Origin of the sequence: Corynebacterium jeddahense (assembly GCF_028609865.1) — a bacterium.
Taxonomy (GTDB): Bacteria; Actinomycetota; Actinomycetes; order Mycobacteriales; family Mycobacteriaceae; genus Corynebacterium; species Corynebacterium jeddahense.
Genome location: NZ_CP063194.1, coordinates 1,654,287 through 1,673,647 on the forward strand (window position 1 = coordinate 1,654,287; position 19,361 = coordinate 1,673,647).

The following is a 19,361-nucleotide window of genomic DNA, read 5'->3' on the forward strand; positions in this document are numbered from 1 at the left end:
CTACCGGCTACGCGCGGTCGAGGCCCTCGCGCAGCGCCGTGACGCGGTCCTCGGCGCTGCGGCGGGTGACCGGGTCGGAGCCGTCCCAGTACTCCACGTTCTTGATCTCGGGGAGCATGTCACGGTTGAACACCGGGTCGATGCCGTGCTTGCGCTGCTCGTTGTAGTTCTTGAGCAGCTTGAGCGCCACGCCGCCGAGCGGGACGATGGCGATGATGTTGAAGATGGCCAGCAGGCCCGCCATCGTGTCGCCGAGCGCCCACACGAGCGGCACGGAACCGAACGCGCCGAAGATGACGAAGCCGATGACGACAACGCGGAAGCCCGTCATCACCGCCTTCGAGTCGGTGAGGTACTGCACGTTCGCCTGCGCGAGGTAGTAGTTACCGATGACGGAGGAGAACGCGAGGAAGAACAGGATGAACGTGATCGCGTGCTGGCCCCAGTTGCCGACTGAATCGGCCAGCGCGGACTGCGTCAGCGCCGCGCCCTGGATGTCGTCGCTTCCGTAGTTCACCGCGGGGCCGAGCAGCACCACGAACGCGGTGATGGAGCACACGAGCAGGGTGTCGAAGTAGACGCCGAGCGTCTGCACGAGGCCCTGCTTCACCGGGTGGGACACCGTCGCCGCCGCCGCCGCGTTCGGCGCGGAACCCATGCCGGCCTCGTTGGAGAACAGGCCGCGGCGCATGCCTTGGGTGAACGCGGCGCCCACGCCCGCACCGGCGACCTGCTTGAGCCCGAGCGCGTGGCCGACGATGAGCTCGAACATGCCCGGGATCTCGCGCCAGTTGATAATGAGCACCGCGATGCCGAGGAGGATGTACGCGCCGGCCATGAACGGCACGATCACCTGCGTCCACGACGCGATGCGGGTCACGCCGCCGAAGATCACCGCGGCGGTGAGCAGCGCGATCACGGCGGCGACAACCGCCTTCACCGTCGTCGAGTCGTTGTCCAGCGAGCCGCTCACGGATTCGGCGATGGAGTTGGTCTGGATGGCGTTGTAGACGAAGCCGTACGTGATGGCCAGGAACGCGGAGAAGATCACGGCGAGCGGCTTCCACCCCAGGCCGCGCGTCATGTAGTACGCCGGGCCGCCGTGGTAGTTGCCCTCGGCGTCCTTCGTCTTCCACAGCTGGGCGAGCGTCGACTCGATGAAGGACGTCGCGCCGCCGAGCAGCGCGAGCATCCACATCCAGAACACCGCGCCCGGGCCGCCGATCGAGATGGCGAGCGCCACGCCGGCGATGTTGCCGGTGCCCACGCGCGACGCCGCCGAGATGGTGAACGCCTTGAACGCGGAGAGCCCGCCGTACTCCTCGTCGAGGTCGCGGCCTTCCTTGTCCTTGCCCTTCGGCGTCTCGGCCACGGCCTTAAGCATGTCCGGGAACATCCGGATCTGCACGAACAGGGTGCGGAAGCCGAAGTACACACCGGCAAAGATGAGGAACACCGGGACGACGTTCCAGATGAAACCGTTGAGCGTGTCCTCAACGAAAGAGAGAGCGGAATCCATGGCGCGCAGTGTATCCGCAGGTTCTGTTACTCACATAACAAGCTTCCGGATTTGCCGCGGCGCCACATAAGACGCCAACGTCTACCCCCGCACCTCCTGCGCGTGCGCGATGGTGCCGTGGGTGCCAAACTCGCGCTGCCAGTACAGCAGCGGGCAGTTCGTGTTCACCGTGGCCGCCTGCACGTCCACGAGCACGAGGACGTGGTCCCCCGCCGCGATCTTGCGCGCGACCGTCCCCGCCACCCACGTGTGGTCGCCCGCGAGCTGGGGCGCACCGTCTGCCATCGCCCACGCCACGCCCGCGAACCGGTCCACGGACTTGTCGGCGAAGCGGCGCGCGAGCCCGTCCTGCTCGGTGGACAGCACATTAATGCCTATCGACGCCCCTTCGGCCAGCAACGCCAGCAGCGAGGACTTCTGGTCCAGCGAGACGAGCACCATCGGCGGGTCCAGCGACAGCGACATGAACGCGCTCACCGTCGTGCCGTGCGGCTCTTCCTCGGTGCCCGTGGTCACGATCGCCACCGCGGCCGCGAGCTGGGACATCGCGTCCTTGAACGCCTGTTGGTCAACCATGCACGCCCACCGTACCTACAACACCTGGCACGCCGGGCAGTAGTAGCTCGAGCGCCCGCCCACCACGACACGCTCGATCGGCGTGCCGCACCGCGCGCAGGGCCGGCCGGCCTGCCCGTAGGCGTTGAGCGAGCGGGAGAAGTACCCCGACGCGCCGTTGACGTTGACGTAGAGCGCGTCGAAGCTCGTCCCGCCCTGCTCGAGCGAGCGCGCCATGACCTCGCGCGAGGCCACGAGCACCGCCTCGGCGTCGCGCTGGCGCATCGTCTTCGCGCTGCGCCACGGTCGCAGCCGCGCCGCCCACATCGCCTCGTCCGCGTAGATCGACCCGATGCCGCTGACCACCTCCTGGTTGAGCAGCACCGTCTTCAGCGCGGAGCGCCTCCGCCGCATCGCCCGCGCCGCCTCGCGCAGGTCGAACTCCTCCTCGAACGGGTCCGGCGCGATGTGCGACGCCGGCTCCGGCACGCCGCCGGCCAGCGCGGTGTACTGCCAGAATCCGAACGTGCGCTGGTCCACGAAGCACAGCTCCGCGTCCCCGATGTCTGCGCGGATGCGCAGGTGGGGCGAGGCGATGGCGCCGTGCGTTGCGACGAGCATCTGCCCGCTCATGCGCAAATGCACAAGCAGCGCGGCGCCGTCGTCGAGCGTGAGCCACAGGTACTTGCCCCTACGCCCCGTGCCCGTGACGGTCAGGCCCGGCAACACCTGCTCCAGGTCGACGGCGTTGCCGCGGGCGGCGCGGGGGTGGAGCACCTCGACGGCCCCGAACGTGCGCCCCACCACGTGGCGGTCGAGGCCGCGGCGCACCACCTCAACCTCGGGCAGCTCAGGCATGGCCGAGCGCGGCCTCCGCGGCGTGGTCGCGCAGGAACAGCACGGCCTGGTGCGCCGCCTCCTGCTCGGCGAGCTTCTTGTTCGGGCCGGTGCCGGTGCCGCGCGGGACGCCGTCGATAAGCGCCTGCGCCGTAAACGTCTGATTGTGCTCCGGCCCCTCCGCCTCCGAGCGGTACTCGGCGACCGGCAGCTTGAGCTCGGCGAGCCGCACCTGCAGCGCGGTCTTCCAGTCCTGGTGCTTTTGGCTCACGGTGGCGTGGCGCAGCTTCTCGTCGAAGAGCCGCAGGATGACGTCGCGCGCCGGCTCGAAGCCGTGCTGGAGGTAGATCGCGCCGAGCACCGCCTCGGTGGTGTCCGCGAGGATGGAATCTTTCTCTCGGCCGCCGGTGTGCTCCTCGCCCTTGCCGATGAGCACGTGCGTGCCTAGGTCGATCTCGCGGGCGATGTCGGCGAGACCGTAGCGCGAGACAATCGCGGCGCGCATCGGCGACAGGTCCGACTCGGCGCGCGACGGGTAGAGCTCGAACAGCTTCGTCGCCACCGACAGGCCGAGCACCGCGTCGCCGACGAACTCGAGTCGCTCGTTGTTGGGCAGGTGGTTGTGCTCGTTGGCGAAGGAGCGGTGCGTGAGCGCCAGCTTGAGGCCGTCGCGCTCGATGTCGATGCCGAGATGTTCGATGAGCGGCGCGTGGTCAACCGCGTCGAAGGCGGCGTCCCACACCTGAAAGTCGTCCTCGTGCTTCTTGCCGGACCTACTCACAGGAACTTCTCCAGCCCGGCCCAGCGCGGGTCGATGAGGTCGTTGTCCTCCCCCTCGACGCCGTCCGGGGCGGGCACGTCGGTGTCGCCGGCGCACTCGGGCTGACAGGTGGGGTTGAACGGCCAGTCGAGCCCGGCCTCGTTGACGAAGGCCTGCTCGAGGTCGACGGTGTTGTCGACGATGCGGGCGATCTCATCGCCGGAGCCGCGGTCCTCGTCCACCTCGGCGTCGCCCGTGATGAAGTCGTCCGAGTTCGAGAACACTTCGGAAATCCGCAGCGTCTCGGTCGGCGTGAGCTCTTTGAGGCAGCGCACGCACTGCCCCTCGAGCACCGCGGTCGCGGTCGCGTCGACCATCACGCCCGAGCCGAGGGGGATGATCGTCGCCTCGACCTCGACGTCGCGCCCCTCCGGGATGGCGATCATCTCCGGCCCGATGCGCGAGGGGGACGGGCCGGTCTGCGTCACCGTTTCCGGCAGGCCGTCGCCGTTGATCACTCCGGAGACGTCGAATACGAAGGGATTGGTAGCCATAACCCCCACAGACTACATCGCGGAGTAGTCGTCGCCGTAGCTGCCGCGGCGCACCCGGCCAGCCCCCGAGGCACCCGCGCCGCGGCGCAGCGCGGAGCGGTCGGAGGAGACGGTCCGCAGCACCGACTGCAGGGTCTCCTCGAACTCGGCGAGCTTGGAGTCCACGTAGTCGTCGCACTCGGCGCGCAGGCGGTTGGACTCCGCGGTCGCCTCGTCGACGAGACGGTGGGCCTCCTCGTCCGCCCGGCGCATGACCTCGGACTCGGAGATGAGGCGCTCCTGCTCGGCGCGGCCTTTCTCCACGGAGCGCTCGTAGTCCTGGTTGCCGGCGTCGATGATGCTGTCGGCCTCGCGCTGCGCGTTGTTCACGGTCATCTCGGCGACGTTCTGCGCCTGGGTGACCATCATGTTGGACTCGTCCTCCGCGCCGGTGACCAGCTCGGTGGCGCGGGCTTGCGCGTCGGAGAGCATGGACTCCGACTCGGAGTGCGCGTCGCTGAGGATGCGGCGCGCGTCCTCCTCCGCGTCGCCGACGAGGATGTCCGCGCGGTCCTGGGCGCCGCGCAGGATTTCGTCCTGTTTGTCCAAGACATCCTGCGCGTCGTCGAGGTCGCCGGGGATGGCGTTGCGGAGATCGTCGAGAAGCCCGAGCATCTCGTTGCGGGGGACCATGCAGTTGGAGGTCATGGGCACGCCGTAGGCCTGCTCCAGCTTTTGAACTAGCTCGTCGAGAGCTTCAAACACGCGGTACATAGGCCCCTAGCGTACCCAATCGCCGCTAAATCACGCCCTGCGCGAGCATCGCGTCGGCCACCTTTTTAAAGCCGGCGATGTTGGCGCCCACGACGTAGTCGCCCGCGCGGTCGTACTCCTCCGCGGTGTTCTTCGCCATCGTGAAGATGTTGGACATGATCTGGTGGAGGCGCTTGTCCGTGTATTCGAAGGTCCACGAGTCGCGCGAGGCGTTCTGCTGCATCTCCAACGCCGAGGTGGCCACGCCGCCGGCGTTCGCGGCCTTGCCCGGGCCGAAGCAGATGTGGTTTTCGCGGAACACCTCGATCGCCTCCGCGGTGGATGGCATGTTCGCGCCCTCCGCGACGTAGCGCACGCCGTTGCCGACGAGGGTGCGGGCGTGATCGCCGTCGAGCTCGTTCTGGGTCGCGCACGGCAGCGCGACGTCCGCCTTGAGGTCCCAGATCGAGCCGTCCTTGTGGAACGTGGCCCCAGTGGCCTCGTCGACGTACTCCGAGACGCGGCCGCGACGCTGCTCCTTGACGTCGCGCAGCAGCTCGACATCGACGCCGTTCGGCGTCTCCACCCAGCCGGAGGAGTCCGAGAACCCGACCACCGTCGCGCCGAGCTCCTGTGCCTTCTTGATGGCGTAGATGGCCACGTTGCCGGAGCCGGAGACGATGACCTTGGCGCCGTCGAGGGAGTCGCCGCCGGCGCGCATCATCTCGTCGGTGAAGTACACCGCGCCGTAGCCGGTGGCCTCGGTGCGCACGAGCGAGCCACCCCAGGTCAGCCCCTTGCCGGTGAGCACGCCGGACTCGTGCTGGTTGGCCAGGCGGCGGTACTGGCCGAAGAGGTAGCCGATCTCGCGCCCGCCGACGCCGATGTCGCCAGCCGGGACGTCGCGGTACTCGCCGATGTGACGCCACAGCTCCGACATGAAGGACTGGCAGAAGCGCATGATCTCGCCCTCGGACTTGCCCTTCGGGTCGAAATCGGAGCCGCCCTTCGCGCCGCCGATGGGCAGGCCGGTGAGGGAGTTTTTGAAGATCTGCTCGAAGCCGAGGAACTTGATGATGCCCAGGTTCACGCTCGGGTGGAAGCGCAGGCCGCCCTTGTAGGGGCCGAGCGCCGAGTTGAACTGGACGCGGAAGCCACGGTTGACGCGGACGTTGTTGTCGTCGTCCATCCACGGCACGCGGAAGATGATCTGCCGCTCCGGCTCGCAGAGCCGCTCGATCAGCCCGTAGTCGGCGTAGTGCGGGTCCTTCTCCAGCACGATCTTCAGGGATCCGAGCACCTCGGCCACCGCCTGGTGGAACTCGGGCTCACCCGCGTTGCGCTCCAGCACCTTCTGGTAGTAACCGGCGACTTCCTGGTCAATTGCGCTCATCGGCGTGGTCCTCCAATACCTATAGCGTTGCAGAATTACGTACCGGAGGAATGCTACTCCACTCGGGCACGCACCGAGTAGTTTTCGATTCACCCCCGCTAGAATCGCCCGCATGACTCACCCCGACCCCGCCCCCTCCCCGAAAATCGTGGTCACGCCGGACTCGTTCAAGTCCACCGCCAGCGCCGAGGATGCTGCCGAGTGGCTCGCCGAGGGCGTGCGCTCCGTCATCCGAGACGCGCAGCTCGTGCTCACGCCGATGGCGGACGGCGGCGAGGGCACCTCGTCGCTGTTCGAGGGAGAGCGCATTTGCTTGCCGACGACCACGGCCGCCGGCCGTCTCACCGAGGCCGAATACACGTTCCACGCCCCCACTGCGACGGCGTTCATCGACGTCGCGGCGGCGTCCGGCCTGCCGGCGGTCGAGGACGACCCGGTGCCGCTCACGGGCGACACGTACGGCACCGGCGTGCTCATCGCCGACGCGCAGACCCGCGGGGCGACGCGCATCGTGCTCGGCCTCGGCGGCACCGCGACGGTGGACGGCGGCACCGGCATCCTCGTCGCCCTCGGCGTGAACCCGCTCGACGCCGCCGGCTACCAGCTCCCGCCCGGCGGCGGCGCGCTGGAGAAGCTCGCAAGCTTCGACACCGCAAAGGTCAACGTTCCCGCCGGCGCGGTCGAGTGGGTGTTGCTCACCGACACCACCGCGCCGGCCACGGGTCCGCAGGGCGCCGCGCGCGTGTTCGGCCCGCAGAAAGGCGCGGGTCCGGAGGACGTGGAGACGCTCGAGCGCGGGCTGGCCCGGCTCTGCGAGGTCGCCGAGGTGGATCCGCAGACCCCCGGCCTCGGCGCGGCGGGCGGCGTCGGCATCGGCCTGACCTGGCTGTCCACCATGCTCCACGGCGACGCCTCGCACGTGCACATCGTGCCCGGCGCGCGGGCGGTCGCGGACTCGAACGGGCTCGCCGAGCACGTCGACGGCGCCGCGCTCGTGATTACGGGTGAGGGCCGCTACGACGGGCAGACGGGCACCGGCAAGGTGGCCTCCGTCGTCGGCGAGCTGGCCCGGGAGGCGGGCGCGGTGTTCGCCATCGCCGCAGGGAGCTTCGAGGAGGCGTCGCCGGAGGGCACCCTCGCCGTCACACTCCCCGACGTGGAAGACACGCGCGAGCAGCTCGTGCGCGCCGGCGCGGAGATCGCCGTGGCCTACCTCAACACCTCGACGGTCCAGGGGTAGATCGACCGCACCTCGTAGCGGTCCTGGTCTTCGAGCAGCACCGGGTCGCGCGGCAGGTCGGCTTTCGGGGTGAGGATGCGCGAGAGTCCCATGGCGAGGCGGTTGACGCTGTCCGCGCCGTCGGCCTCGATGCGGTAGCGGTGCACCTCGGCGCCGTCGGCGGGCTCGCCGCGGTCGCGCTCGTAGGTTTCGGCGAGTTGGGCGCGCACGGCGTCGTCGATACGCACCCGCTCCATCGCCACCGACCCGGAGGTGAGCATCTCGCGCCGCACGAGGATGTCCAGCGCGCGCTGGAACGCGTCGCGCACCTCGCCGGCGGCCGCGGGCGGGACGAGGACGTCGAATTGGATCACTGCCATGGGGGTAAGGCTAACCGGTATGGTGGCGAGCATGTCCAACCCCGCCGTCAACGCAGTGCACTCGTACCACGTCACGATGCGGGCCATGGCGGACGGCACCGTCAAGCAGGTCAACCCGTTTTCCGGCACCGAGGTGTGGACGGTGCCCGGGCGCGGCAACCGGCCGCTGTCCGCCCCCGCCGCCGCGCCGACGCCGCTGGCGCCGGGCGCGCACGAGGACGCGTGCAACTTCTGCGCCGCGCGCAAGCTGAGCACCCCGCCGGAGCGGTCCCGGCTCGTGGCCGCGGGCGACGGCTACGAAATCCTGCGCGACCTGCTGCCCGGCGAGCTCGACGCGACGCAGGCCGAGTTCCGGCGCGTGCCCAACCTCTTCGAGATCGTCTCCTACGAGTACTGGCAGAAGAACTACGGCTACGCCATGCCCGAGCCGCGCCGCGCCCAGATGGAGCGCTACCTCGCGGACCCCGCCGGCCGCGCCCACGTGCTGGAGACGGTGCGCACGCGCCTCGCCGCCGCCGGGCAGGACCCGGACGTCGGCGACGAGAAGCTGCTCGAGCTCGCGCCGGCCTACTTCGGCGGCGGGCACGACGTGATCATCGCCCGGCGCCACTACACCGACGGGGCCGAGACCACCGCGGACCTCGCCGGCTCCGGCGCGCTCACCCCCGAGGAGCACTACCGCTTCATCGCGTTCACGCTCGACTCGCTGCACGACCTCGTGCGCCTGCACAACTACGCCCGCTACGTCGTGGTGTTCCAGAACTGGCTCTCCCCCGCCGGCGCGTCGTTCGAGCACCTGCACAAGCAGCTCGTGGCTATCGACGAGCGCGGGGTGAACGCCGAAACCGAAACCGCGAAGCTGCGCCAAAACCTCAACCTGTACAACGAATGGGGCATTAACCACGCCTTTTACCACAACCTGGTGATCGCGGAGAACGAGCACGCGATCCTGGTTGCGGGCGTGGGGCACCGCTACCCGACGATGACGGTGTACTCGAAGTCGCGCGCCAGCGAGCCGTGGGAGCACACCGCGGACGAGGTGCGCGCGGTCTCCGACCTGCTGCACGCCGCCCACGCGGCGACGGGCACCCAGGTGGCCACGAACGAGGAGTGGCACTACCGCCCCGTCGACCTCGACGTGCCCATGCCGTGGCGCATCAACGTGAAGTGGCGCATCTCCACCGTTGCCGGCTTCGAGGGCGGCACCCAGATCTACGTGAACACGCTCTCCCCGTTCGACGTGCGCGACCGCGTCACCGCCGCGTTGCGCTCGTTGCGTCACGACGGCCACCTCGCGGACGGCGTCCGCATCGCCGAGGAGTGCGCGCCGGAGCCGAACATGCTCAAGTACAACCCGAACCTAGACTGGTGACCATGACCACCATCGCCGAGATCATCGATTCCCACCCCGTCGACGAAACGTGGCAGCGCCGCCTCTACGAGCTGCTCCACGCCAACCCCGAGCTCTCGCTGCAGGAGGAGGAGACCTACAGCCGCCTCATGACGGAGCTCGCGCGCTTCGACTGCGACGTCGTCGCCCCGATCGGCAAATTCGGCATCTGCGCGGTGTTCCGCAACGGCGACGGCCCCACGGTGCTGCACCGCGCCGACTTCGACGGCCTGCCCGTGACGGAGGAAACCGGCGCGCCCTACGCTTCCCACAAGACGGTGAAGACCGCGGACGGGCAGACGGTGGGCACCATGCACGCCTGCGGCCACGACATCCACACCACCGCGCTGCTCAGCGCCTGCGACATCCTGGACCACACACGCGAGAACTGGTCCGGCACCTACATCGCCCTGTTCCAGCCCGGCGAGGAGATCGGGGCGGGCGCCGAGGACATGGTCGAAGGCGGCCTGACGGAGAAGATCCCCGCGCCCGACGTCGTCTTCGGCCAGCACGTCATGCCGGGCCGCGCCGGCGAGGTGATGTCCAAGCCGGGCCCGCAGTTCGCTGCGTGCGACTCCATCCGCGTGCGCATCCCCGGCCGCGCCGCCCACGGCTCGATGCCGCACAACGCGATCGACCCGACATACACCGCGGCGATGATCATCGCCCGCCTGCAGGGCATCGTCGGGCGCGAGGTGAACCCGGCGGACTTCGCCGTGGTCACCGTCGCCAGCATGCACGCCGGCACGACGAACAACATCATCCCCGGCCACGCCGAGCTCGTGCTCAACTGCCGCTTTTACAGCGAGAAGGTCAAGGCTCGCGTCTACGCCGCCATCGAGCGCGTCGTCCACGCCGAGGTGCTCGCGTCCGGCTCGCTCGACGAGGCGACGGTGTCCTACTTCGCGCACGGCGAACTGCTGGACAACGACGAGGCGCTGTTCACCACGGTGCGCGAGCGCTTCGACGAGGTCTTCGGCGAGGAGTCCGTCACCGCCGACCCCAAGACCGTCTCGGAGGATTTCCCCGTCATCCCCCAGGCCTTCGGCGCCCCGTACTTCTTCTGGCTTGTCGGCTGCACCCCGCGCGACGTGTGGGACAAGGCGGTCGCAGAGGACCGCGTCGGCGAGGACGTGCCCGTCAACCACATGCCGACGTTCCTGCCCGAGTACGAGCCAACGATCGCGGCCGCCACCCGCGCCGCCGCCACCGCGGCGCTGACGTACCTCGCGCGCTAACTCGGCGAAGTCTCGGTACGCTCGGGACACATGACTGCTACTCAGCCAGCATTCGAGCACACCGTCGAGGGCCACGTCCGCAGCTTCTCCGGCCGCGCGCCGCAGGATTCCACCGTCAAGAAGTTCTGGACGGGGCTCTCGGCCGCCACCGTCGAGCAGATCGCCGACAACTGGGCCGCGACCCGTAACGCCTACAAATCCACCCGGCGCGCCGCGTACTTCTCCGCGGAGTTCCTGGAGGGCCGGGCGCTGCTGAATAACCTGACGAACCTTGGGCTCGTCGATAAGGCGGAGGCTGTGGCGAAGGCCAACGGCTTCGAGCTCACCGACATCCTCGAGGCTGAGCACGACGCCGCGCTCGGCAACGGCGGCTTGGGCCGCCTCGCCGCCTGCTTCCTCGACTCCGCGGCGACGCAGGACTTCCCGCTCACCGGCTACGGCATCCTCTACCGCTACGGCCTGTTCCGCCAGGAGTTCGAGGATGGCTTCCAGCGCGAGCACCCGGACGCGTGGAAGGAGTCGTTCTACCCCTTCATCATCCGCCGCGGCTCGGAGCAGCGCATTGTGAAGTTCGATGACATGCACGTGCGCGCCATCCCCTTCGACATGCCGATCACCGGCTACGGCACCGCCAACGTGGGCACGCTGCGTCTGTGGGACGCCTCGCCGATGCACGAGTTCGACTACGACGCGTTCAACTCCCAGCGCTTCAACGACGCGATCCTCGAGCGCGAGGCCGTCCACGACATCACGCGCGTGCTCTACCCGAACGACTCCACGTACGCCGGCAAGGTGCTGCGCGTGCGCCAGCAGTACTTCTTCGTCTCCGCCTCGCTTCAGGAGCTCATCGACGACTACATCGCCGCCCACGGCGAGGACCTGCGCGACTTCCACAAGTACAACTCCGTGCAGCTCAACGACACGCACCCGGTGCTCGGCATCCCCGAGCTCATGCGCCTGCTCATGGACGAGCACGGCCTCGGCTGGGACGAGGCGTGGGAGGTGACCACCCACACCTTCGCCTACACCAACCACACCGTGCTGCAGGAGGCGCTGGAGACCTGGGAGGAATCCATCTTCAAGCAACTGTTCTGGCGCATCTGGGAGATCGTCGAGGAGATCGACCGCCGCTACCGCATCGACATGGAGGCCCGCGGCGTCGACGCCGAGACCGCCCACTACTACTCCCCGGTCCACGACGGGCGCGTGCACATGGCGTGGATCGCCTGCTACGCCTCCTGCTCCGTCAACGGCGTGGCGGCGCTGCACACCGAGATCATCAAACGCGAGACCCTCGGCTTCTGGCACGGGCTCTACCCGGAGCGCTTCAACAACAAGACCAACGGCGTCACCCCGCGCCGCTGGCTGCGCATGTGCAACCCGCGCCTGTCCGAACTGCTCGACCGCCTCGCGGGCTCCGACGAGTGGGTCACCGACCTCGCCAAGCTGCAGGAGCTGCGCCCGCGTGTCGACGACCCAGAGGTCATGCGCGAGCTGCGCGAGATTAAGGCGGCGAACAAGCGCGACTTCGCAGCGTGGATCGCGCAACGCCAGGGTGTAGAGATCGACCCGGACAGCGTCTTTGACACCCAGATCAAGCGCCTGCACGAGTACAAGCGCCAGCTCATGAACGCGCTCTACATCCTGGACCTGTACTTCCGCATCACCCAGGACGGCGAGACGGACCTGCCGAAGCGCACGTTCATCTTCGGCGCGAAGGCGGCGCCGGGCTACGTGATGGCGAAGGGCATCATCAAACTCATCAACACCATCGCGGAGCTGGTGAACAACGACCCTGTGGCGTCCAAGCTCATCCACGTGGTGTTTGTGGAGAACTACAACGTCTCCCCCGCCGAGCAGATCATCCCAGCCACCGACGTCTCCGAGCAGATCTCCACCGCCGGCAAGGAGGCCTCCGGCACCTCCAACATGAAGTTCATGATGAACGGCGCGCTCACCCTGGGCACGATGGACGGCGCAAACGTCGAAATCGTCGAGGCCGTCGGCGAGGACAACGCATACATCTTCGGCGCACGCGAGGAGGAGCTCCCCGAACTGAAGCGCACCTACGAGCCGCAGGAGGTCATCCAGAACACGCCGGGGCTGGGCCGCGCGCTCGACGCGCTCATCGACGGCACCCTCGATGACCAAGGCACCGGATTGTTCCACGGCATCCGCCGCTCGCTTGTCGACGGCTCCGGCGCCTACGCCTCCGACACCTACTACGTGCTGGGTGACTTCGCCGATTACCGCGCAACCCGCGACCGCATGGCGCAGGACTACGTCGCGGACCAGGAAGCGTGGGCGAAGAAATGCTGGATCAACATCTGCGAGTCCGGCCGCTTCTCCTCCGACCGCACGATCCGCGACTACGCAGGCGAGGTTTGGAACATCTCGCCCACCCCGATCAACTAGGGATCAGCTAGCCGCGCACCATCCGCTTGACGGTGATCTGGTCGCCTTCGTGAAAGGCTTCCGCGCCGTCGAGGGCGAAGCCGTGCTTGCGGTAGAACGCCTGAGCACGCTCGTTCCACTCCGCGACCCACAAGAACGCGGGCTCGCCGGGTTCGACGACCGCGTCGAGCAGCATCGTCGCGGCGCCGGTACCCTTCGCCTTTTCCAGCATGTAGAGGTTGTGCAGCTCAATCGGGGCCGGCCCGTCGGCGGGGAGCGCGTACGCGAACCCCACGATTTGGCTGCCAACCTCCGCCACGGCCACCCGGGCGCCCGCAACGGGAACGGTGAAAAACTCCCGCCACGCCTGCGCGAGGGCGTAGGTGTGCTCCTCCCCAAAGAGGATGTCGTCCGCGATCAGCCCCCGGTACGCTTCGGCGCGGGAACGGTTGTGCACGTCCGCAATTGCTTCGGCGTCGGAGCGGTTCGCGTGCCGGATTGTGGCGTTCATGCGAGTACACGCTACCACCCGCGTACCATCTGATCCGATGATTGCGCTGGTAGACAACTACGACTCGTACACGTTCAACCTCGCCCACCTCATCACGCAGGCCTCGGGACGCGAGCCCCTCGTCGTCCCCGCGGGCGAAGCGGAGGGCCTGCCTGATCGCGTGCGCAAAGGCGAGTTCAGCCACGTCGTGATCTCCCCCGGCCCCGGCACCCCGGAGCGCGAGGAGGACTTCGGTGCCTCGCGCCGGGTGATCGAGGCCGCCGCCGAAGCACGCGTGCCGCTGCTCGGGGTGTGCCTGGGCCACCAGGGCCTGGCGATGCTAGCCGGCGCGCGCGTCACCCGCGCGCCGGAGCCGCGCCACGGCTTCGTCTCCAACATCCGCCACTCCGGCGAAGGCATCTTCGCCGGCATCCCGCAAGACTTCGAGGTAGTGCGCTACCACTCGCTGCACGTCGAGGAGGTCCCAGGCATCACCGTCCACGCCCGCAGTGAAGACGGCGTGGTCCAGGCGCTCAAGGTCGATGGCCTGCCGCACTGGGGCGTGCAATTCCACCCCGAATCCGTGCTCACCCAGCACGGCAAAGCGCTCATGCGCAACTTCCTCGGCGGCTGGCGCCTCAACCACCGCGAGGTGCCCGGCGCGCTCGACTGCCCGCGCGTGTTCGACGCGCTCAAGCGCGACGGCCACGACGCGTTCTTCCTCGATTCCGCCGACCCGCGCGGGCGCTACTCCATCCTGGGCGACACCACAGGTCCGCTGTCGCGCTCCTTCTGCTTTTCGCTTGACGACGACACCCCGGACATCCTCACCACCCTCGAGCGCGAACTGGCAACTCCCATCCTGGACCCGCCCGATCTGCCCTTTACCGGCGGCGTCGTCGGTTACCTGGGCTACGAGTGCGCCCAGCTCACTTTGCCCATCACGCTGCGCCACCGCTCCCCGTACCCGGACGCGTACTTCGTGCGACCGCAGTCCTTCATCGTCTACGACCACGAACGGGAAGTGGCGCATCTGTGCTGCCTCGTCGGCGAGGGTGACACCGAGCTCATGGACCGCCTGGCGGCGAAGTTGGTCGGGGCGGATGGGACCGAAGGGGCGTCGATAAGCAACGGCTCCTGTCGCACACCCGACTACCTGGAGCGGATCGAGCGGGCGCAGGAGCTGTTGCGCGCGGGCGAGAGCTACGAGGTGTGCCTGACCGACACGTACACGGCGCGCGCCGAGGGCGATATTTACGCCCAGCTACGCAAACACAACCCGGCCCCCTACGCCGCGCACCTGGTGTTCGACGGCGTGGAGGTGGCCAGCGCCTCGCCCGAGCGCTTCCTCACCGTGCGCGGGCGCGAGGTGGAGGCGAAGCCGATCAAGGGCACCATCGCCGCCGACCAGGACCCGGCGCTGCTGAAGGACGCGAAGACGCGCGCGGAAAACCTCATGATCGTGGACCTCCTGCGCAACGACCTCTCCCGCGTCTGCGAGCCGGGCACCGTGCGCGTGCCTGGGCTCATGCGGGTAGAGTCCTTCGCCACGGTGCACCAGCTCGTCTCCACGATCACGGGGCGGTTGCGTCACGACGCCACGGTGGTCGACGCCATCCGCGCCACCTTCCCGCCGGGCTCGATGACGGGCGCGCCGAAGCTGCGGACCTGCGAGATCATCGACACACTCGAGACTGGCCCTCGCGGCGTGTATTCCGGTGCGCTCGGGTACCTCGGCTTCGACGGCCAAGCCGACCTGTCGGTGGTGATCCGCACCGCCGTGCGCGCTGGTTCGACGGTGACGGTGGGCGCGGGCGGCGCGATCGTGCTTGACTCCGACCCGGCCGCGGAGCTCGCCGAGCGCGACCTCAAGGCCGAATCGGTGCTGGGGGCGTTCGATGCGTAGCTACGCCTGGCGCGGCGGGTTCGTCGAGCGCCCGGGTTCCGGCGGCCCCTTCTCGGTCGCCGACTCGTGGCGCCACTCGTCCGGCCGCGCGAACGGGCTGGAACTCCACCTCGAGCGCTTCTCGGCGACGGCCGGGCCGCTCCCCGCCGGCTTCGTCGACGGGCCGCTCCCCGCCGGCTTCGTCGACGGGATGCTCGCGCTGCTCGGCGAGGGGGATCTCTTCCCCCGCATCGCGCTATCTGAGGGGCAGTTGCTTCTCGACGTCCGTCCCGCCCCACCCCCTCGCCCCACCACAGCGCTCACTTATGTCGCGGCGCCGGATCCCCGCACGCAGCCCTTCGTGAAGGGCCCCGACTTCGAGGCGCTGCGCGACTACCGCTCGCGCTACCAGATCGAGGGCACCGACGACACGGTGATCGCCGACCCGGGCGGCGCGATGCTGGAGGCCACTACCGGCGCGCTCGTGATGTGGGACGGGGACACATTGTGCGTTCCCGACGGCACGCGACTGCCTAGCGTGACGCTGGGCCAGGTGGCCTCGCGGGCCGCGGAGTTGGGAATGCGCGTCGAGCCCCGTGAGTGCAGACCCGAACTCGCTGCCGAGCACCCGGTGTGGTTCCTGAACTCCCTCCACGGCATCAGCCCAGTAAGCGAGATCCGGGTCGGCCACGACGTGATCACTCCGCCCGCCCACCCAGACGCCGCCGAGTGGCAGGCCTGGTGGTGGGGCGGTTTCCGCTGACCATTTCTGCCGCTGCATACAACCCTCGAGCAGCGGTTGAGAGTGCTATGCAGGCGCTTATTCGCACCCCGCCCCAAAACCATGCGCACCGCCCCTGATTCTGCCGCTGCATACAACCCTCAAGCGCTGGTTGAGAGTGCTATGCAGCTGCAGAATCACCCGCCCCAAAACCAGGCGCACCACCCCACATTCTGCCGCTGCATACAACCCTCAAGCACCACTCGAGACCACTATGCAGCCGCATAATCAGACGCCGGCGAACTTCCCTAGCAGCCCGGTGCCCCGCCCGAGATTCTGCCGCTGCATACAACCCTCGAGCACTGGTTGAGAGTGCTATGCAGCCGCATAATCAGACGCCGCAAAACCAGGCACACCACCCCCACATTCTGCCGCTGCATACAACCCTCAAGCGCTGGTTGAGAGTGCTATGCAGCTGCAGAATCACCCGCCCCAAAACCAGGCGCACCACCCCACATTCTGCCGCTGCATACAACCCTCAAGCGCTGGTTGAGACCACTATGCAGCGGCATAACCGGACGCCGCAAAGGGCTGGCGCACTTCTCAAGCGACCAAGCCCACCACCCCGCATTCTGCAGCTGCATACAACCCTCAAGCACCACTCGAGACCACTATGCAGCCGCATAATCAGACGCCGCAAAGGGCTGGCGCACTTCTCAAGCGACCAAGCCCACCGCCCGAGATTCTGCCGCTGCATACAACCCTCAAGCACCACTCGAGACCACTATGCAGCCGCATAATCAGACGCCGCAGAATCCCCAGAACGCCTACGCCGACCGCGCGGCGAGCACCCGCCCCGTCGCCGTGTCGCGCTCGGCCAGCTCTGCCGGCGTGCCGTCGGCGACGATCCGTCCGCCGTCGCTGCCGGCGCCCGGCCCCATCTCGATAATGCGGTCGGCCTGTGCGAGCACCGCGAGGTCGTGCTCGACGACGATGACGGTCTGCCCCGCGTCGACGAGGCTGTTGAGCTCCCGCGCCAGCAGCGCCACGTCCGCCGGGTGCAGGCCGGTCGTCGGCTCGTCGAGAAGGTAGACGGTGTGGCCCCGGCGCGCGGAGCGCGAGCGCTGCAGCTCGGTGGCCAGCTTGATGCGCTGTGCCTCGCCGCCGGAGAGCTCCGGCGCGCCCTGGCCGAGACGCAGGTAGCCCAGCCCCACGGCCTGCAGCGTTTCCACCGCGCGTAGGATCTTCGGCTCGTCGACGAACACGTCTGCGGCCTCGTCGACGGTGAGGTCGAGCACCTGCGCGACGTTGAGGCCGTGCCAGGTCACCTCGAGGGTTTCGTCGTTGTAGCGCGCGCCGCCACAGTCCGGGCAGGTGGTGTACGAGCCGGGTAGGAACACCAGCTCCACCTCGATCGTGCCCGCGCCGCCGCACGTTGGGCACTGCCCCTGCTTCAGGTTGTATGAGAACCGCGACACGGTCCACTTCCGCCGCTTCGCCTCGTCGGTGGCGGCGAACAGCTTGCGCACGCCATCGAACAGCCCGGTGTACGTCGCCAGCGTCGAGCGTGGCGTGCGCCCGATGGGCCGCTGGGTGATCTGCACGACTCGACTCACGGCATCGAAGCCAGCATGCGTATCGACGCCCCATCCGGCCTCCCCCGCCGAACCAGCATCATCCGCGGCATCGTCTCCCGCGTCCCCCTCATCCCCCTCGTCCGCCACCGCCGATGCGGACTCGCGCAGCACGCCCGCGAGCACGGTGCTCACCAGCGTGGACTTCCCGGAGCCGGACACGCCGGCCACGGCGGTGAACTGCCCCAGCCCAAAGGACACGTCCAACCCGTCGATGGTGCGCGCACGCACGCCGGACAGGGTGAGGGTGCCGGTGGCGGGCCGTGGGGCGTCGCAAAGCGAAAGCGTCCGGTTGGCAAGCGCTTTCGCCGTGGGCGTGTCCGCGTCGTAGTCGGCGACCGGGCCGGAGTAGACCACCTCGCCGCCGCGCTCACCGGCGAGCGGGCCGACGTCCACGAGCCAGTCGGCCTGCGCGACGAGGTCCATGTCGTGCTCGACGAGGAGGACGGAGTTGCCCGCGTCGATAAAGCGGCGGCAAATGTCGAGTACCGCGCCGCGCTCGGCGGGGTGCAGTCCCGCGGACGGCTCGTCGAGGACGTAGGCCACGCCGAACAGTCCGGAGCGCAGCTGGGCGGCGAGGCGGATGCGCTGGAGCTCGCCGGCGGAGAGCGTGCGGGCGGGGCGGTCGAGGCTCAGGTGCGCGAGCCCAAGGTCGAGCGCTGACTGCAACGCCGGCACGATCTGCCTGAGCAGGAGGTCCTCGGCGGAGTTCGGCGCGGGGTCCTGCGCCGAGAGCACCGCGTGGACGCGGTCGAGGGGGAGGGCGCCGAGCTCGTCGATGGGCATGCCGGCGTAGGTCACCGCGAGGGCGTCGGGGTTAAGGCGACGGCCGCCGCAGACCTCGCAGACGCGGGATTCCATGTAGGACAGCACGCGCTTGCGCAGGCTGTCGGACTGGGTCTCCGCGAGCGTCTTGGTCAGGTACGACGCCACGGAGCGCCACGTGCCCTCGTAGTTGCGCTGGATCTGGTCGGCGCCGCGCGTCGGCTTCACGGTGACCACGGGGCGCTCGTCCGTGAACAGGATCCACTCGCGGTCGCGCTTCGGCAGGTCCTGCCACGGCGAATCGAGGTCGTAGCCGAGCTCGGCGAGGATGTCGTGGAAGTTCTTGCCCGCCCAGGCGCCGGGCCACGCGGCGATGGCGCCCTCCTCGATGGAAAGCGTCGGATCCGGCACCATCGACGCCTCGGTCGGCTCGTGGACGGTTCCGGTGCCCTGGCACGCCGGGCACATGCCCTCGGGCGTGTTCGGCGAGAACGAGTCGGAGTACAACCCCTTCGGGTTATCGCCGGCGCGCGAGTAGAGCAGGCGGATCGAGTTGGACAGCGCGGAAACCGTGCCCACCGTGGAGCGCGCCCCGCCGCCGGTGGTGGACTGCTGCAGCGCCACCGTCGGCGGCAGCCCGTCGATGGAGCCGACCTGCGGGTCCACCGCGGAGGAAATGAGGCGACGCGCAAACGGCGCTACCGATTCAAGGTAGCGCCGTTGCCCCTCCCCGTGGATGGTGCCGAACGCGAGGGAGGACTTGCCGGAGCCGGACACCCCGGTCACCGCGACGAGCGTGCCACGGGGGATCTCGACGTCGACGTTGCGCAGGTTGTGCAGGTGGGCGTCGCGGACTTCGATTCCAGCGTCGATTTTGGTCATGCCTACCAGCGTA

The 19,361-nt window shown here is 68.7% G+C and carries 16 protein-coding genes; 6 read left to right on the top strand and 10 right to left on the bottom strand.

All coding sequences use genetic code 11. From position 1 onward, the window contains the following. Nucleotides 1-7: 7 nt before the first annotated feature. The 7 genes from CJEDD_RS08055 to gdhA all read right to left on the bottom strand — a co-directional run bounded on the left by CJEDD_RS08055 (nucleotide 8) and on the right by gdhA (nucleotide 6,350). Complete coding sequence (locus CJEDD_RS08055) at nucleotides 8-1,519, bottom strand: alanine/glycine:cation symporter family protein (protein ID WP_042405115.1); 1,512 nt, start codon at nucleotides 1,517-1,519, stop codon at nucleotides 8-10. A gap of 81 nt (nucleotides 1,520-1,600) precedes the next feature. Beyond that, nucleotides 1,601-2,095, bottom strand: coding sequence for a flavin reductase family protein (locus tag CJEDD_RS08060; RefSeq protein ID WP_042405114.1), 495 nt, complete (start codon nucleotides 2,093-2,095; stop codon nucleotides 1,601-1,603). A gap of 15 nt (nucleotides 2,096-2,110) precedes the next feature. After that, nucleotides 2,111-2,932 carry a bifunctional DNA-formamidopyrimidine glycosylase/DNA-(apurinic or apyrimidinic site) lyase gene (gene mutM / locus CJEDD_RS08065; protein WP_042405112.1) on the bottom strand — a complete coding sequence of 274 codons (822 nt, stop codon included), beginning with the start codon at nucleotides 2,930-2,932 and terminating at the stop codon, nucleotides 2,111-2,113. Continuing rightward, nucleotides 2,925-3,692 (bottom strand): ribonuclease III, encoded by a 768-nt coding sequence (rnc, locus tag CJEDD_RS08070; RefSeq protein WP_042405110.1) that lies wholly within the window; start codon nucleotides 3,690-3,692, stop codon nucleotides 2,925-2,927. Before rnc ends, mutM begins: the two co-directional genes overlap by 8 nt. Next, nucleotides 3,689-4,225 carry a YceD family protein gene (locus CJEDD_RS08075; RefSeq protein WP_042405108.1) on the bottom strand — a complete coding sequence of 179 codons (537 nt, stop codon included), beginning with the start codon at nucleotides 4,223-4,225 and terminating at the stop codon, nucleotides 3,689-3,691. Before CJEDD_RS08075 ends, rnc begins: the two co-directional genes overlap by 4 nt. A gap of 12 nt (nucleotides 4,226-4,237) precedes the next feature. Further along, nucleotides 4,238-4,978 carry a DivIVA domain-containing protein gene (locus tag CJEDD_RS08080; RefSeq protein ID WP_273657468.1) on the bottom strand — a complete coding sequence of 247 codons (741 nt, stop codon included), beginning with the start codon at nucleotides 4,976-4,978 and terminating at the stop codon, nucleotides 4,238-4,240. Nucleotides 4,979-5,003: 25 nt separating this feature from the next. Next, entirely contained in the window at nucleotides 5,004-6,350 is a 1,347-nt protein-coding gene (gene gdhA / locus CJEDD_RS08085) for an NADP-specific glutamate dehydrogenase (RefSeq protein WP_042410489.1), read from the bottom strand. 112 nt (nucleotides 6,351-6,462) lie between these two features. Here gdhA and CJEDD_RS08090 point away from each other — a divergent pair, with 112 nt between their 5' ends. Then, complete coding sequence (locus tag CJEDD_RS08090; RefSeq protein WP_273657469.1) at nucleotides 6,463-7,590, top strand: glycerate kinase; 1,128 nt, start codon at nucleotides 6,463-6,465, stop codon at nucleotides 7,588-7,590. On the opposite strand, the gene CJEDD_RS08095 is transcribed toward CJEDD_RS08090, so the two are convergent. After that, nucleotides 7,560-7,949 (bottom strand): hypothetical protein, encoded by a 390-nt coding sequence (locus tag CJEDD_RS08095; protein ID WP_042404976.1) that lies wholly within the window; start codon nucleotides 7,947-7,949, stop codon nucleotides 7,560-7,562. The two genes, CJEDD_RS08090 and CJEDD_RS08095, sit on opposite strands and share 31 nt — an antisense overlap. A gap of 31 nt (nucleotides 7,950-7,980) precedes the next feature. On the opposite strand from CJEDD_RS08095, the gene CJEDD_RS08100 reads away from it, so the two are divergent. Genes CJEDD_RS08100 through CJEDD_RS08110 form a run of 3 tightly spaced genes read left to right on the top strand, consistent with a single transcriptional unit; the run spans nucleotide 7,981 to nucleotide 12,992 of the window. Further along, the gene (locus CJEDD_RS08100) at nucleotides 7,981-9,321 is read left to right on the top strand and encodes a DUF4921 family protein (protein WP_198132952.1); all 1,341 of its coding nucleotides are present in this window, start codon (nucleotides 7,981-7,983) and stop codon (nucleotides 9,319-9,321) included. A 2-nt stretch (nucleotides 9,322-9,323) separates the two neighbouring features. After that, the gene (locus tag CJEDD_RS08105) at nucleotides 9,324-10,577 is read left to right on the top strand and encodes an amidohydrolase (protein WP_042404977.1); all 1,254 of its coding nucleotides are present in this window, start codon (nucleotides 9,324-9,326) and stop codon (nucleotides 10,575-10,577) included. A gap of 30 nt (nucleotides 10,578-10,607) precedes the next feature. Beyond that, nucleotides 10,608-12,992 (top strand): glycogen/starch/alpha-glucan phosphorylase, encoded by a 2,385-nt coding sequence (locus CJEDD_RS08110; RefSeq protein ID WP_042404978.1) that lies wholly within the window; start codon nucleotides 10,608-10,610, stop codon nucleotides 12,990-12,992. A gap of 7 nt (nucleotides 12,993-12,999) precedes the next feature. Here CJEDD_RS08110 and CJEDD_RS08115 read toward each other — a convergent pair whose 3' ends face one another. Beyond that, a complete protein-coding gene (locus CJEDD_RS08115) occupies nucleotides 13,000-13,482 on the bottom strand; it encodes a GNAT family N-acetyltransferase (RefSeq protein ID WP_042404980.1) in 483 nt (160 codons plus the stop codon). A 37-nt stretch (nucleotides 13,483-13,519) separates the two neighbouring features. On the opposite strand from CJEDD_RS08115, the gene CJEDD_RS08120 reads away from it, so the two are divergent. Together CJEDD_RS08120 and CJEDD_RS08125 are read left to right on the top strand one after the other, a co-directional pair. Further along, nucleotides 13,520-15,367 carry a chorismate-binding protein gene (locus CJEDD_RS08120; RefSeq protein ID WP_042404982.1) on the top strand — a complete coding sequence of 616 codons (1,848 nt, stop codon included), beginning with the start codon at nucleotides 13,520-13,522 and terminating at the stop codon, nucleotides 15,365-15,367. Then, nucleotides 15,360-16,109, top strand: a complete 750-nt coding sequence (locus CJEDD_RS08125) for an aminotransferase class IV (protein ID WP_042404983.1) — start codon at nucleotides 15,360-15,362, stop codon at nucleotides 16,107-16,109. The genes CJEDD_RS08120 and CJEDD_RS08125 overlap by 8 nt, the downstream gene beginning before the upstream one ends. Nucleotides 16,110-16,894: 785 nt before the next feature. Here CJEDD_RS08125 and CJEDD_RS08130 read toward each other — a convergent pair. After that, nucleotides 16,895-19,348 (bottom strand): excinuclease ABC subunit UvrA, encoded by a 2,454-nt coding sequence (locus CJEDD_RS08130; protein ID WP_042404986.1) that lies wholly within the window; start codon nucleotides 19,346-19,348, stop codon nucleotides 16,895-16,897. Nucleotides 19,349-19,361 lie beyond the last annotated feature (13 nt).

What these genes read in the sequence shown, in the direction of transcription:
- CJEDD_RS08055 (WP_042405115.1), bottom strand. Translation starts at nt 1,519, where the DNA reads ATGGATTCCGCTCTCTCTTTCGTTGAGGACACGCTCAACGGTTTCATC.
- CJEDD_RS08060 (WP_042405114.1), bottom strand. Translation starts at nt 2,095, where the DNA reads ATGGTTGACCAACAGGCGTTCAAGGACGCGATGTCCCAGCTCGCGGCC.
- mutM (WP_042405112.1), bottom strand. Translation starts at nt 2,932, where the DNA reads ATGCCTGAGCTGCCCGAGGTTGAGGTGGTGCGCCGCGGCCTCGACCGC.
- CJEDD_RS08075 (WP_042405108.1), bottom strand. Translation starts at nt 4,225, where the DNA reads ATGGCTACCAATCCCTTCGTATTCGACGTCTCCGGAGTGATCAACGGC.
- CJEDD_RS08080 (WP_273657468.1), bottom strand. Translation starts at nt 4,978, where the DNA reads ATGTACCGCGTGTTTGAAGCTCTCGACGAGCTAGTTCAAAAGCTGGAG.
- gdhA (WP_042410489.1), bottom strand. Translation starts at nt 6,350, where the DNA reads ATGAGCGCAATTGACCAGGAAGTCGCCGGTTACTACCAGAAGGTGCTG.
- CJEDD_RS08090 (WP_273657469.1), top strand. Translation starts at nt 6,463, where the DNA reads ATGACTCACCCCGACCCCGCCCCCTCCCCGAAAATCGTGGTCACGCCG.
- CJEDD_RS08095 (WP_042404976.1), bottom strand. Translation starts at nt 7,949, where the DNA reads ATGGCAGTGATCCAATTCGACGTCCTCGTCCCGCCCGCGGCCGCCGGC.
- CJEDD_RS08100 (WP_198132952.1), top strand. Translation starts at nt 7,981, where the DNA reads ATGTCCAACCCCGCCGTCAACGCAGTGCACTCGTACCACGTCACGATG.
- CJEDD_RS08105 (WP_042404977.1), top strand. Translation starts at nt 9,324, where the DNA reads ATGACCACCATCGCCGAGATCATCGATTCCCACCCCGTCGACGAAACG.
- CJEDD_RS08110 (WP_042404978.1), top strand. Translation starts at nt 10,608, where the DNA reads ATGACTGCTACTCAGCCAGCATTCGAGCACACCGTCGAGGGCCACGTC.
- CJEDD_RS08115 (WP_042404980.1), bottom strand. Translation starts at nt 13,482, where the DNA reads ATGAACGCCACAATCCGGCACGCGAACCGCTCCGACGCCGAAGCAATT.
- CJEDD_RS08120 (WP_042404982.1), top strand. Translation starts at nt 13,520, where the DNA reads ATGATTGCGCTGGTAGACAACTACGACTCGTACACGTTCAACCTCGCC.
- CJEDD_RS08125 (WP_042404983.1), top strand. Translation starts at nt 15,360, where the DNA reads ATGCGTAGCTACGCCTGGCGCGGCGGGTTCGTCGAGCGCCCGGGTTCC.
- CJEDD_RS08130 (WP_042404986.1), bottom strand. Translation starts at nt 19,348, where the DNA reads ATGACCAAAATCGACGCTGGAATCGAAGTCCGCGACGCCCACCTGCAC.